A 14,028-nucleotide genomic window follows, 5' to 3' on the forward strand; every position below is an offset into this window, starting at 1 on the left:
TGGTTCACGACACCCCATTCGAAGCCCTGGAACCAGGTGGCGTATTTCGCCTGGCCCCGCGCCCCGCGCCCCGCGCCCCGCGCCCCGCGCCCCGCGTCCCGCGTCCCGGACCGTCCGCCCGGACCGTCCGCCCGGACCGTCCGCCCGGACCGTCCGCCCGGACCGTCCGCCCGCACCGTCCGCCCGCACCGTCCGCCCGCACCGAATCCCCAAGCCGCCCAAAACCCCCTGCAAGTCGCCCGCCACCTCGCGACGCCCCCAACCCAGAGCACCGCCCCAAGAAGCCCACGCCGCGACGAGGGTCCCCTCGCAGGGGGAACCCTAATTTCACACTGGCACAGAGGGCGGACATTTCGAGGCGCGGAGGGTGCGCGAGAGCCGAGTTGTCCACAGGGATGTGGGTTGTCCACAGGTGATGGGGAGGGCGTTGTGGGGGTGGGGTGGATGCGGTGTGGTTGTGGGGCGGGCCAGCGCGGATGGGCGGGGGCGTGATCGGGAACGGAGTGCTGTTGATGATCGAGTTGGGTGTTGGGCTGCGGAATGGTGACGGGGGCGGCGGGGGCTCGAAGATCGAGCCGCTCGGTAAGTAAGGTGCCTCCGGTGAAAGCTGTACGTCGATTCGCCGTCCGGGCCGGCCTGCCGGAGTCGCTGGCCGACCTGGGGACTCTTGCCAACAACCTGCGGTGGACCTGGCATCCGCCGACCCAGGACCTGTTCGCCATGGTGGACCCGCAGGCGTGGGAGGCGCTCGGCGGTGACCCGTTGCGCATGCTCGAGCAGGCGCCCGCGGAGCGGTTGCGCAGGCTGGCGGCCGACGAGGACTTCATGACGCGGGTGCACGCCATCGCCGACGACCTCCAGCGCTATCTCACGGTGGACCGCTGGTATCAGCGCAGATCCGAGGAGCTGGCGAACCGGGCGCAGGGCGACCCTGGGGCGCTGCGGCTGCCGAAGTCCATCGCGTACTTCTCGATGGAGTTCGGCGTCACCGAGGCGCTGCCGAACTACTCGGGCGGCCTGGGCGTGCTGGCCGGTGACCACCTGAAGGCCGCGTCCGACTTGGGCGTGCCGCTGATCGGCGTGGGCCTGCTCTACCGGTCCGGCTACTTCCGCCAATCGCTGTCGGCCGAGGGCTGGCAGGTCGAGCACTACCCGGTGATCGACCCGCGTGGCCTGCCGCTGGAGCCGCTGACCGAGCCGTCGGGGGCGCCGCTGCTGGTGCACGTGGCCATGCCGGGCAACCGGGTGCTGCGCGCGCGGATCTGGAAGGCGAACGTCGGTCGGGTGCCGTTGCTGCTGCTCGACTCGGACGTCGAGGAGAACGACGAGGACCTGCGCAGGGTCACCGACCGGCTGTACGGCGGCGACCAGGACCACCGGATCCGCCAGGAGATCCTGGCCGGTATCGGCGGGGTGCGTGCGGTGCGCACGTACTGTGAGCTGACCGGCCACCCGCAGCCCGAGGTTTTCCACACGAACGAGGGACACGCGGGCTTCCTTGGCCTGGAGCGTGTCCGCGAGCTGATGGCGGCCGAGGGCCTCGACTTCGACCAGTCGCTCTCCGCGGTCCGCGCGGGCACGGTGTTCACCACGCACACGCCGGTGCCCGCGGGGATCGACCGGTTCCCGGTCGACCTCGTGCGGCACTACTTCGGCGCGGGCACGCTGCTGCCCGGCCTGGATGTCCAGCGCGTGCTCGCGCTCGGCGCCGAGGAGAACGCGGGCATGTTCAACATGGCGCACATGGGCCTGCGGCTGGCCCAGCGCGCCAACGGCGTGTCCAAGCTGCACGGCGAGGTCAGCCGGTCGATGTTCGGCGGCCTGTGGCCCGGGTTCGACACGCACGAGGTGCCGATCCGCTCGGTCACCAACGGCGTGCACGGCCCGACCTGGGCGGCCAGGGAGATCTCCAAGCTGCTCGGCGACGCCGAGATGGACAACGAGCAGCCCGGCATGCTCGGCTTCCAGCCGGTCACCGACTCGCTGCTCTGGGAGCTGCGCTGCGGCCTGCGGGAACGGCTGGTGCACGAGGTGCGCCGCCGGGTCCGCGAGGCGTGGCTGCAGCGGGGCGCGTCCGCGCTGGAGCTGTCCTGGACCGACTCGGTGTTCGACCCGGACGTGCTCACCGTCGGGTTCGCCCGCCGCGTGCCCACGTACAAGCGGCTCACGCTGATGCTGCGCGACCCGGCCCGGCTCAAGGCGCTGCTGCTGGACCCGGACCGGCCCGTGCAGCTGGTCGTGGCCGGCAAGTCACACCCGGCCGACGACGGCGGTAAGGCGCTGATCCAGCAGATCGTCCGGTTCGCCGACGACCCCGAGGTGCGTCACCGGATCGTGTTCCTGCCCGACTACGACATGTCGATGGCCCGGTACCTGTACTGGGGCTGCGACGTGTGGCTGAACAACCCCATGCGCCCGCTGGAGGCATGCGGGACCTCGGGCATGAAGGCGGCCCTGAACGGCGGGCTGAACCTGTCCATCCGGGACGGCTGGTGGGACGAGATGTACGACGGCCGCAACGGCTGGGCGATCCCGACCGCCGACGGCGTCAACGACCCGGTGCGGCGCGACGACCTCGAGGCGTCCGCGCTGTATGACCTCCTCGCGGAGCAGGTCATGCCGACGTACTACGACCGCGGCGACGACGGCGTCCCGTCCCGGTGGATGGAGCTGGTCCGCCACACCCTCGCGTCGCTGGGCCCGAAGGTGCAGGCCACCCGCATGGTCCGCGAGTACGTCGAGTCGCACTACGCGCCCGCCGCGACCTCAGCGGCGCGGGCGTACACCGACGGGTTCCAGCAGGCCAAGGACCTCGCCGCGTACCGCAGCCGCCTCGAGGCTGCCTGGTACCACGTCCGGGTGACCGACAGCGAGCTCACGCTGCCCGACGGCAAGACGCCGGTGATCGGGGAGCGCGTCCAGGCCCGCGCGTCGGTCAATCTATCCGGCTTGCAGACCTCGGACGTCGAGGTCCAGGCGGTGGTCGGCCGGGTCGGTGACACCGACGACCTGCTCGACGTCGTCACGGTCACCATGCAGCCCGACAGCGATGGCACCTACGTCGCCGAACTGGCCCTGCCACACGCAGGAGCCCTCGGCTACACGGTCCGCGTGCTGCCCAAGCACGACCTGCTGGCATCCACGGCAGAGCTCGGGAGGGTGATCCTGGCGAACTAGCCGACCCCGGATCAGCCGAAACAAAGCTGGCCAGCACCAACGCGCCCACACCACGGCCTGGAGCCCCAGACCCTGACGGTGAGTCACTCTTCGGCGAGACAAACGGTGTCCAGGGGGGCGATGGGGTACGGCTACAGGTGCTGCCCAGCTGCGGGACCGGCCGATCCACAGCACGATCAGCTCCACGGGCGAGCACGCCTCAACCGTCACCACACAGACGGCGGCGTGCCGCCCGGGGCGTATCGAGGTGTGCCTGCCCACAACCTCGCGCTACGGGGCGGCGAGCGCCAGCCTGCCTTCGACGGTGTCCGGTTGCCGCACGATCCGCACCCCCACGGCCCTGGGCCAGGGCCGCCGGGACATCGACTGTTGCGCACGAGCGAGGCGGTGTCGGGTATCGGCCGCTGACGGCGATGGGAGGGGGCCGTCAGGACATCGACCGTTGCGCACTGGCGAGGTGGTGTCGGGTGTCGGTCGTCTGACGGCGTGGGCGGGAGCCGCCGGGACATCGATTGTTGCGCACGGGCGGAGGTCCGGGCTGCCGACGACCGGGCGCCTTTCGCCCCTCAACTCAGCAGTTGACCGGGAGACGGTATGGGTTATCGGCTGCCTGACGGTGTCGGGCTGGGGCCGCCGGGACATCGACTGTTGCGCATGGGCGGAGGTCGGGGCTGTCGACGACCGGGTGCTTCGCCCCGGCTCTGCAGTTGACCGGGAGGTGGTGTCGGCTGGCTGACGGTGTCGGGTGGGGGGTCGCCTGGACATCGGCTGTTGCCCGTGGGCGGGGTGGTGTCGGGTATTGGCCGCGTGAGCACGGGCTGCTGTGCGCTGGGCGAGGTCGAGATGCCGTTGGGTCAGGCAGACCGGTCACCAGGCGCGAGTCGTCGCGCGTTGGGTGAGAGACCGCGGTGCGCTAGGCGAGGTCGAGGCGGCGGCGGGTGAGGGCTACGCGGGGCCACCAGGGCACCAGTCGCTCTGCCTTGGCGAGGGCCCGGCGTGCCGAGGAGTTGTCGCCGGCGGCCATGTAGGCGCGGGCGAGGGTGGCCAGGTCGTCGGCGCGGGTGAGGCTGTCGTCGTTGTTCTTGCTGGCGAGGCGGGCCAAGTGCACGGCGAGTTGGGGGTCGCCGGCCAGCAGCGCCAGGAGGGCGCGGACGCCGTCCATCATGTGGCTGGGTTTGCCCAGTTGAATGGCCTCGTTGAGGGCACGGGCGGCGACTGGCAGGCCCGCGGACGCGGAGAGCTGGCCCGCTTCGACGGCGGCGCCGGTGAGACCTGCGACGGCGGCCATCGATGCGGCCGCGTCCTGGCGTCCGGCGTCGTCGTCGGACATCCCGATCGCCAGCGTGAGCGCCTCGCTGTACCGCCCCCTGGCCTCCAGCACGAGCACGCGCGAGGCACGGACGGTTCGTTGCCGGGGATGCTCCGCGGTCAACCGGCCCACCAGGCGTTCGGCCTCGTCCAGCCGCCCCGCCTGGACGAGTTCGACGACCTCGACCACCCCGGGGACCTCAGCCTTGCGGGCGCACCTGACCATCGGGATCACCGTCCCGGCCAGCACCGCCGCCCCGCCCAACGCACACGGCCAGCCGACGAACAACAACAGGGCGACCGCACACGCCGCCCCGAAAACCGCGCCGACCACCCGCGGCCGCCGCCCCGGACCTGCGTCGACGGTGATGCACACCGGGAACGCCCTGACCACGAGCCGCTGCCAGTCCGCGAGCCGCGGACCCAGGCCGACGATGACTTTCGGGGTCTTGTGCGCGCCCACCACAACCCCGGCTTTGACCGACACCGCCGTCACCAGGACACCCGCGAGGACCGCGGCGCTCGCCCAGCTCCCGGCCACCATCGCGGCGGCCACCGCGAGGGCCAGATACATGGCAGGGCGAACTATCCGCACGAGACAGAGACGTTACGCATCCGGGGCCTTGTTCCCCACGCCCGCTGGGGTGTCCATCAGGGCAGTGGCAGGTGCTCGCCGAACCAGCCCTGGGCCAGGGCGAGGACCTGGGGGATGTGGTCGGAGAAGCTGTGCCCGGCGCCGTCGACGACCGTGATGGCCGACCCGAAGGGGAGCAGATGTCTGCCCTTACGGGAAAGCCGCAGGAGCTCCTGCTCCTCCCAGTCGTTGCCGTGACCGCCGTGCACCAGCAGAACCGGGCATTTCACCGAGCCGAGCAGGACCCGCTGGTCGAGCTCCTCGAAGTCCTTCAGCGACTGGTGGGTCAGCGTCCACGGGCCGATCCGCAGCACGCCGGTGTCGTTGAGTTCCTTCATCCGGCGGGGACCGTAGTAGTCGAGCCAGTCGTAGCTCATCGCGCCCGTCGGGGTGCCTGCGAGCACCATCGCCTCGGGCAGGCCGTCGTTCGCCAGCAGCGCGATCGTGCCGCCGAGGCTGTGCCCGTAGACGCCGATCCGCTCGTAGCCCTCGTCGCGCAGCCAGGCCAGGACCGCCCGGAAGTCCTCGACCTCCGTGCGCACCTGGACGACGTCCGGGTCGCTCTCGCCGCAGCCGCTGAAGTCGAACGTCAGCACGTCGTAGCCGGCCGCCGCGAACCCGTCGGCGAGCCGGTCGAACCGGCCGAACGAGTGCCGGTTGTCGCAGAACCCGTGGGCCATCACGATGACCGCTTGACCCCGTGACCTGCGGAGCTCGGCGGCCAACCGGATCCCGCGCGGCGTGCGAATCCACATGCGCCCGATGGTCCACGCCGACCGCAATGTCACCGCAAATGCTCCCGGTACCAGGCGCGGGCCAGCGCGCTGACCTCGTCCAGGTGGCCTTCGAAGCTGTGCGGGGCGCCGTGGACGACCGTCAGCCGGGACCCTTCGGGCAGCGTGGCGCGGCGGGACAGCCGGAGCAGTTCGCGTTCCTCCGGGTCGCCGTCGCCGTGGATGAGCAGCATCGGGCACTTGATCGGGCCGAGCAGCGCGTCCTGGTCGCGTTCCTCGAACTCGCGGAGGGTCTCCGAGCTGAGCAGGTGCCGTCCGTCGCGCATGAACCCGGTGCGCCGCAACTGGTCGAGCTGCTCCGCGCTGTAGTGCTCCGACCAGTCGTAGTGCATCGGCCCGGTGGCGCCACCGGTGAGCACGAGCGTCGCGATGCCCTCGTCGTACGCCTGCAGGCAGATCGACGCGCCCAAACTGTGCCCGTGCAACGCGATCCGCCGCGCACCCAGCCCCCGCGTGAACGCCAGCGCCGCACGCAGATCCGCGACCTCATTGGCCGCGGTCACCACATCGTCATCGCTCTCGCCGCACCCACTGAAGTCGAACCGGACGACCCCCAGACCCAGGTCCGTGAAGTCGTCCGCCAGCCGGTCGAACCGCCCCCGAGAATGCCGGTCCGAGCAGAACCCGTGCGCCATGACGACCACCGCGTCGCCCTCGCGCACCTCCGCCGCCAGCCGCACCCCACGGTCCGTCGTGATCCACATAGGCCCATGGTGCCGATGGCGACGAGCGGTTTTACGTGATGGGGGTGGTGGAGCCCGGGCGGATGGGGAGGCCGGCCGCGCGCCAGGCGCGGAAACCACCGACCAGGTCGGTGGCGTTCGGCAGACCGACGGCCTGGAGGTCACGGGCGGCGAGGCTGGCGGCGTACCCCTCGTTGCACACGATGATCACGCGGGTGTCCTCGTCGAATCCCTCGATCCGGTGACTTCCGCCAGGGTCGAGGCGCCACTCCAGGACGATCCGCTCGATGACCACCGACCCGGGGATCTCGCCCTCCGCCGCCCGGTTGTGCGACGGGCGGATGTCGACGATGAGGGTGTTGGGGGCGTCGAGCAGGTCGGCGGAGGGTGCCACCCTGGTGAGGCCGGCACGGGCTTCGGCCAGGACCTCATCGATCGCGCTCACGGCTCGACCGGCTCCTTTCGCAACTCCGCCAGTGACCGGTGAGCCGGCAACGGCGGGATCTCGGCGGGGATCTCCGCCAGGCTGCCATATTCGCGGGTGGCCACGAGGGGCGGCGAGTATGCGTGCACGCTGGCGGCGTTCGCGCGGGACAGGTTGAGCACCTGGTGCGCCCGGCCGGCGCCGAAGCCCAGCGCGGACCCCCTGGCGTGTGACTGGCTGCGGATCGGGCCGCCGGGGTACCGGTAGAACTCGGCCAGCTCGCCGGTCAGCACGGTGAACGACCCGGACGCGCCGCCGTGGTCGTGCGGCTCGGTCTGCTGCCCGGGCGTCCACGACAACAGCCACAGCTCGACGCCCTCGGTCAACGCGAGCCGCGCCCACCACCGGTCCGGAGTCGTGTATCGCACGATCGAGTGCAAAGAGGACGCGAACGTGGTCGCCACCCGGGCGGTCAGGTCGCTTAGTTCGCTGGGCGTCCACAGCAGCCGCGACGGATGCAGCAAAGGGGACAATTCGGGCAGGTCGGGATGTACTTCGACGTCGGTCAGCGACGCGGTCATCGGAGCTCTCTCCTGGCTGGGTGCGGGTGTCGGGACACGGCACGCGGCCACTGAGAACGATCAGGGCCGCGCGGCGGTACACCCGCACAACTTGACCTTAGCCAGGTCGAGCGTGCGGTCACGCCAGAAGAGCAGCGACCGGATCATGCCTGAATGGTGTCATAGCCACCGGGCATGACCCAACCGCTCTCACAGGCTGGACACCGCGGGGAAAACCCCAGTTCAACCCGCGCAAGGGGAGACTTCCGGCATAACCGCGGCCGATGGGTCAGCGGCGGGCCCGCAGCAACAGCAACGAACGGGCGGGCAGGACGATCTTCTCGCCGGGGTCGAGCGGCTCCGGCTCGGCCGGCTTGCCGTCCGGCGAGCTCGAGTCCAGCACCGGTTCGTAGTCGTCGCCGTACCGCTCGGCGGGCAAGGTGAACTCCGTCGGCTCAATGCCCGCGTGCAGCAGCAAAAGCCACGAGTCGTCGGACACCAGCTCGCCGTCCCTGGTGCGCGACAACGACTCCGAACCGTCGATCCACATCCCCAGCGACCGCGCCCCGTCGTCGAACCAGTTCTCGTCGCCCATCGGCTCCCCGTCCGGACGCAGCCACACCAGGTCCGGTTCGCCCGACCGGGTGGGCCTGCCGTCGAAGAAGTGCGGCTGGCGCAGCGCGGGCGCCTTGGTGCGCAACGCGATCACGTGCCGGACGAACGCGTTCATGTCGTTGGCGTCGTCGTTGCGTTCCCACGAGACCCACGAGGTCTCGTCGTCCAGGCAGTAGGCATTGTTGTTGCCACCCTGGGTCCGCCACCGTTCGTCGCCCGCGACCAGCATTGGCGTGCCCGTCGACAACAAAAGGGTCGCCACCAGGTTGCGCGCCTGCCGCGCCCGCAGGTCGCGGATCTCCTTGTCCTCGGTCTCGCCCTCGACCCCGCAGTTCCACGACCGGTTGTCGTCGGTGCCGTCCCGGCCTTCCTCGCCGTTGGCCTCGTTGTGCTTGCCGTTGTAGGACACCAGGTCTCGTAAGGTGAACCCGTCGTGCGCGGTCACGAAGTTCACCGACGCCCACGGCCGCCGCCGGTTCATCGCGAACAGGTCCGACGACCCGGACAACCGGTATGCCAGATCCCGCACGCCGACCGAGCTGCGCCAGAAATCCCTTACGGTGTCCCGGTACCGGCCGTTCCACTCCGCCCACTGTGGACCGAACCCACCCACCCGGTAGCCCTCGCCGGTGGCGTCCCAGGGTTCGGCGATGAGCTTGCACCGCGACAGCACGGGATCCGCCGCGATCGCGGTCAGCAGCTGGGAGTTCGGGTCGAACGAACCACCGCCCGGCCGCCCCAGCGCGCTCGCGAGGTCGAACCGGAACCCGTCCACACCGAGCTCGGAAGCGAAGTACCGCAACGAGTCGGTGACCATCCGCACCACCGTGGGCGATCCACCGTTCAGCGTGTTGCCACACCCGGTCAGGTCATGGTCGTACCCGTTCGGTTGAAGAACGTAGTACGCGGGCGCGTCCAGACCACGGAACGAGAGTGTCGGACCGCCCGTGCCACCCTCACAAGTGTGGTTGTAGACCACGTCCAGGATCACCTCGATGCCCACGGCGTGCAGCGCCGCGACCATCGTTCGGAACTCCTCGATCTCCCGCCCCGGCTCGCTGGCGTACCCGGCGTGCGGCGCGAAGAACCCCAAAGTCGAGTAACCCCAGTAGTTCTGCCGGCCGCGGTCGCGCAGCCCCGGCTCGGAGCTGATCGCGTGCACCGGCAGCAGTTCGACCGCGGTGATCCCGAGCCGCACCAGGTGCTCGACCACCGCGGGATGCGCCAGCCCGAGGTACGTGCCGCGCAGGCGTTCCGGCACATCGGGGTGCAGCTTGGTGAACCCGCGCACGTGCAGCTCGTAGACCACCGTCTCCTCGAACGGCACGTCCGGCTTGGTCCCGGTGTCCGCGCCGCCCGGCGAGGTCACCACCGACAACGGCACGCTGCCCAGCGAGTCCACCTTGGACGGCACGCCGTCCATGAGGTTGCCCACATAGTCGATCGTGTCGGCGACTCTGGTCACATCGCCGGTGATCCGCCGCGCGTACGGGTCCACCAGCAGCTTCGCCGGGTTGCAGCGCACGCCGTTGCGCGGGTCGTACGGACCGTGCACGCGGTAGCCATACCGTTGCCCGGGCGTCACGCCGGGCACGATGCCGTGCCAGATGCCGAACGTGTGCTCGGCCAGCTCGATCCGCCGTTCGGTGCCGTCTTCGCTGATCAGGCACACTTCGACGCCCTCGGCCACGGAGGAGGCGACCGCGAACCGCACGCCGCCCCACTCGGGGTAGGCGCCCAGCGGGAACGGCCGTCCGGCGAGGATCAGCGGGTATTCGCGTGGTGAGGAGGGCACGAAACCATCTTCGCAAGGATCACCTGCCGTCCGTCTCGTCCGTTTGCAAACCCAACCGAACGGAGCATCAAGTCTGTGGCCGGTAAGGGGCGGTGTACGGGCGGAAACACGCGCGAAACGAACGTGGAACACGGCCCCCGCGAATGTGGGACACACCCTGGAGGAACGGGGGACACGGCGGGGAGGGACGGGGTGGGTGGGGTGCTACCACCCGGTTGGGGCCACCCGATGGCCGAGACGACACAATGGCGCGCGTGACCAGTGCTGAGCCGACAGACTTCGACGACCTCGTGGTGCACATGGCCGACGTCGGCGTGCGCCGGAGCGGCAACAAGCTGCTGAGCAGCGTGAACTGGAGCGTCGAGCTGGACGAGCGGTGGGTGATCCTCGGCGGCAACGGCGCGGGCAAGACGACCCTGCTGCGGATGGCGGCCGCTGAGCTGCACCCGTCCAGCGGCAAGGTGCACCTGCTGGGCGAACAGCTGGGCCGGGTCGACGTGTTCGAGCTGCGCCCGCGGATCGGCTTCTGCTCGGCCGCGACCGCCCTGCGCGTGCCGCCGGACGAGCGGGTGCTCGACGTCGTGGTCAGCGCCGGGTACGCGGTGATGGGCCGCTGGCGTGAGCAGTACGAGTCGCTGGACACCGGCCGCGCCCAGGAGCTGCTGGCGAGTCTCGGCGTGGGCCAGTTCGCCGACCGGGAGTTCGGCACGCTGTCGGAGGGCGAGCGCAAACGGGTACTCATCGCGCGGGCGCTGATGACCGATCCGGAATTGTTATTGCTCGACGAGCCGGCCGCCGGGCTGGACCTGGGCGGCCGCGAGGACCTGGTGGCCCGGCTGTCCGAGCTGGCGATGGACCCGGAGGCACCGGCCACGATCCTGGTCACCCACCACGTGGAGGAGATCCCGCCCGGGTTCACCCACCTGATGCTGCTCAGGGCAGGCGAGGTCGTCGCACAGGGCCTGCTGGAGGACGTGCTGACCAGCGAGAACCTCTCGGCTACGTTCGGCCAGCAGCTGCTGCTCGAGCGTTCCGGTGATCGGTACTTCGCGCGTCGCGCCTAAGGTGGCTACCGTTGGGTAACCCCGTCAAGGAGGACAAGCGTGGGTGAGTTCGTCAGGCTCGAGGTAGCGGACGGGATCGGCACGATCCGGCTGGAACGGCCGCCGATGAACGCGCTGAACCGGCAGATCCAGCAGGAGCTGCGGGAGGTCGCCACCGAGGCGCGGGACCGGGACGACGTGAAGGCCGTGATCGTCTACGGCGGTCCGAAGGTGTTCGCCGCGGGCGCGGACATCAAGGAGTTCGCGGTGATGGGCCACACCGACATCGCCGACTACGCCCCCGAGCTGTCGGCCACCCTCACCCTGGTCGCCGAGCTGCCCAAGCCGACGGTCGCCGCGATCACCGGGTACGCCCTGGGCGGCGGCTACGAGCTGGCGCTGTGCTGCGACTGGCGGATCGCCGGGGACAACGCCAAGGTGGGCCAGCCGGAGATCCTGCTCGGCATCATCCCGGGCGCGGGCGGCACGCAGCGCCTGGCGCGGCTGATCGGCCCCAGCAAGGCCAAGGACATCATCTACACCGGACGGTTCGTCGGCGCCGAGGAGGCGCTCACCCTCGGCATGGTCGACCAGGTCGTCGCGCCGGACGACGTCTACGAGGCCGCCCGCAAGTGGGCGGGCCAGTTCACCGGCGCCGCCTCGCGGGCCCTCGCCGCGGCCAAGACCGCGATCGACGGCGGCCTCGACGGTGACCTCAACGCCGGGCTGCGCCTGGAGACGGTCCTGTTCACCGGGTTGTTCTCGACCGAGGACCGGACCACCGGGATGGAGTCCTTCATCGCCAACGGCCCAGGAAAGGCGAACTTCAGTGGCAAGTGATCCCGCACCCAATCCCCATGCGACGGCGGAAGAAGTAGAGGCGGCCTGGAAGGACCTCAAGCTCGCCAACGTGCTCTACCACGACTGGGAGGCGGGCACATACGACGAGAAGTGGTCGATCTCGTACGACGAGCGCTGCATCGACTACGCCACCGGCCGGTTCAAGGCGATCGCGGGCGACGACGGCTGGCCGTACGAGACGGCCATGGAACTGGGCAGCGGCACCGGGTTCTTCCTGTTGAACCTGATGCAGGGCGGCGTGATCAAGAAGGGCTCGGTCACCGACCTGTCGCCCGGCATGGTCGAGGTCGCGCTGCGCAACGCCGAGGGCCTCGGCCTGGACGTCGACGGCCGGGTCGCCGACGCCGAGCGGATCCCCTACGAGGACAACAGTTTCGACCTCGTCGTCGGGCACGCCGTGCTGCACCACATCCCGGACCTGCCCGCTGCCTTCCGCGAGGTGCTGCGGGTGCTCAAGCCGGGCGGGCGGTTCGTGTTCGCCGGGGAACCCACCAAGATCGGCAACGCCTACGCGCGCAAGCTCGGCCAGTGGACCTGGTGGCTGACCACGAACATCACCAAGCTGCCCGCGCTGAGCGACTGGCGGCGGCCGCAGTCCGAACTGGATGAGTCGTCCCGCGCGGCCGCCCTGGAAGCCGTGGTGGACATCCACACCTTCGACCCGACCGAGCTGGAGCAGCTGGCCCGCGAGGCGGGCGCCGCCGAGGTCGAGGCGAAGACCGAGGAGCTGGCGGCCGCGCTGTTCGGCTGGCCGGTGCGCACGTTCGAAGCCGCTGTGCCGCAGGAGAAACTGACCTGGGGCTGGCGGATGTTCGCCTACCGCGCCTGGCAGCGGCTGTCCTGGGTGGACGAGAACATCCTGCGCAAGGTGGCCCCGCGTGAGCTGTTCTACAACGTGATGATCACCGGCACCAAACCTTGAGCTATGGCTTCACCCTGGCCGACATCGAGTTCCTGACCTCTGCCGCGGGAACCGACGCGCTGGCCGGAGTGGACGCGTTGGAGCTGACGTCGGCGACATATCTCGCCGACGTCGCCACCGCGCGCAAGCTGGTCGGCCCGAACGTCGGGCCGGTGCTGGAAACCGTGCTGCTGCGCCGGAAAGCAGTGTCCAAAATGGACTCGCCGGAGCGGTGGCTGTTCACCGACGACGCCCTGCAACAGGCGACGCCGGCCGAGGTGGCCCAGCACCGGGCCGCCCGCTTCGCCGGGCGGGACGTGCACGACGTGACGTGTTCCATCGGTATGGACCTTGTATACACGTCGTATACAGCCGGTATTTCGGTCGGCTCGGACCTGGACGCGGTGCGCGTGCACATGGCGCGGCACAACACCGGGCTGCCGGTGCTGCAGGCGGACGCGTTGCGGCCGGTGACCCGCGGCACCGCGATCCTGGCGGACCCCGCGCGGCGCGACTCGTCCGGTCGAAGGCGTTGGCGCCCTTCGGATTTCGCGCCGCCACTGGACGCTTTGGCCGACGTGTACGCGGGCCGGGACATGGCGGTGAAGTGCGCCCCGGGCATCGACCCGTCGGACGTGCCCTGGGCGCGGGAGATCGAACTGGTGTCGTTGAACGGTTCGGTGCGGGAGGCTTGCCTGTGGACCGGGTCGCTGGCCACGCCTGGGGTGCGCAGGCGGGCCAGCGTGCTGCGGACCGGGGCCGAGCCGTGGTCGATCACCGATGCCGACCCGGACGACTGCCCGGTGACCGCGCCGTCCGAGTGGCTCATCGATCCGGACGGCGCGGTCGTTCGGGCCGGCCTGGTGCGCCAGTACGCCGCCAGGCACGGCCTGGCCCAGCTCGACCCCAGGATCGCGTATTTGACGGGCGCCACCCCGCCAGCGGGGATTCGTGCGTTCCGAGTCGTCGAGCATGGCCGCTACACGGAGAAGGCCCTGCGCCAGGAGCTGGCCAGACGGAAGGTCGGCAAGCTGGAGATCCTGGTCCGTGGCCTGGACGTCGATCCGAACGCACTGCGGCCCCGGCTGCGCTTGAGGGGTGCCGAGGAGGCGACGGTCGTGCTTACCAGAATTGGGAACACTCCCACCGCGTTGTTGTGCAATGCGGTACGGACTAACTGATTGGCGGTAGGTCGGGCCCCGGCCGATGGGTAAGTTGTGGGTCACAACAAAC

General features: G+C 70.3%; 11 protein-coding genes. 5 read left to right on the top strand and 6 right to left on the bottom strand.

Annotated features, from left to right (window positions below; genetic code table 11):
• Positions 1 to 600 precede the first annotated feature (600 nt).
• On the top strand, positions 601 to 3,177 hold the full coding sequence (glgP, locus tag AB0J95_RS38945; protein ID WP_364769744.1) for an alpha-glucan family phosphorylase: 2,577 nt from the start codon (positions 601 to 603) through the stop codon (positions 3,175 to 3,177).
• 913 nt (positions 3,178 to 4,090) lie between these two features.
• On the opposite strand, the gene AB0J95_RS38950 is transcribed toward glgP, so the two are convergent.
• From AB0J95_RS38950 to glgX, 6 genes are all read right to left on the bottom strand, one after another.
• Positions 4,091 to 5,059 carry a hypothetical protein gene (locus tag AB0J95_RS38950; RefSeq protein WP_364769746.1) on the bottom strand — a complete coding sequence of 323 codons (969 nt, stop codon included), beginning with the start codon at positions 5,057 to 5,059 and terminating at the stop codon, positions 4,091 to 4,093.
• A gap of 77 nt (positions 5,060 to 5,136) precedes the next feature.
• The gene (locus tag AB0J95_RS38955; RefSeq protein WP_364769748.1) at positions 5,137 to 5,874 is read right to left on the bottom strand and encodes an alpha/beta fold hydrolase; all 738 of its coding nucleotides are present in this window, start codon (positions 5,872 to 5,874) and stop codon (positions 5,137 to 5,139) included.
• Positions 5,875 to 5,903: 29 nt separating this feature from the next.
• Entirely contained in the window at positions 5,904 to 6,617 is a 714-nt protein-coding gene (locus AB0J95_RS38960; protein WP_364769750.1) for an alpha/beta hydrolase, read from the bottom strand.
• 31 nt (positions 6,618 to 6,648) lie between these two features.
• On the bottom strand, positions 6,649 to 7,041 hold the full coding sequence (locus AB0J95_RS38965; protein WP_364769752.1) for a rhodanese-like domain-containing protein: 393 nt from the start codon (positions 7,039 to 7,041) through the stop codon (positions 6,649 to 6,651).
• Complete coding sequence (locus AB0J95_RS38970; RefSeq protein WP_364769754.1) at positions 7,038 to 7,601, bottom strand: cysteine dioxygenase family protein; 564 nt, start codon at positions 7,599 to 7,601, stop codon at positions 7,038 to 7,040. The genes AB0J95_RS38965 and AB0J95_RS38970 overlap by 4 nt, the downstream gene beginning before the upstream one ends.
• A 268-nt stretch (positions 7,602 to 7,869) precedes the next feature.
• Positions 7,870 to 9,990 carry a glycogen debranching protein GlgX gene (gene glgX / locus AB0J95_RS38975; RefSeq protein ID WP_364769756.1) on the bottom strand — a complete coding sequence of 707 codons (2,121 nt, stop codon included), beginning with the start codon at positions 9,988 to 9,990 and terminating at the stop codon, positions 7,870 to 7,872.
• Between the two features lie 245 nt (positions 9,991 to 10,235).
• Here glgX and AB0J95_RS38980 point away from each other — a divergent pair, with 245 nt between their 5' ends.
• Genes AB0J95_RS38980 through AB0J95_RS38995 form a run of 4 tightly spaced genes read left to right on the top strand, consistent with a single transcriptional unit; the run spans position 10,236 to position 13,976 of the window.
• Positions 10,236 to 11,054 (top strand): ABC transporter ATP-binding protein, encoded by an 819-nt coding sequence (locus AB0J95_RS38980; protein WP_364769758.1) that lies wholly within the window; start codon positions 10,236 to 10,238, stop codon positions 11,052 to 11,054.
• Positions 11,055 to 11,093: 39 nt separating this feature from the next.
• A complete protein-coding gene (locus AB0J95_RS38985) occupies positions 11,094 to 11,873 on the top strand; it encodes an enoyl-CoA hydratase-related protein (RefSeq protein WP_364769760.1) in 780 nt (259 codons plus the stop codon).
• Positions 11,863 to 12,816, top strand: coding sequence for a methyltransferase domain-containing protein (locus AB0J95_RS38990; protein ID WP_364769762.1), 954 nt, complete (start codon positions 11,863 to 11,865; stop codon positions 12,814 to 12,816). The genes AB0J95_RS38985 and AB0J95_RS38990 overlap by 11 nt, the downstream gene beginning before the upstream one ends.
• A complete protein-coding gene (locus tag AB0J95_RS38995) occupies positions 12,813 to 13,976 on the top strand; it encodes a class I SAM-dependent methyltransferase (RefSeq protein ID WP_364769764.1) in 1,164 nt (387 codons plus the stop codon). The genes AB0J95_RS38990 and AB0J95_RS38995 overlap by 4 nt, the downstream gene beginning before the upstream one ends.
• Positions 13,977 to 14,028: the final 52 nt, after the last annotated feature.

Source organism: Actinocrispum sp. NPDC049592 (assembly GCF_040675465.1).
In the GTDB taxonomy this organism is placed as follows: domain Bacteria; phylum Actinomycetota; class Actinomycetes; order Mycobacteriales; family Pseudonocardiaceae; genus Kibdelosporangium.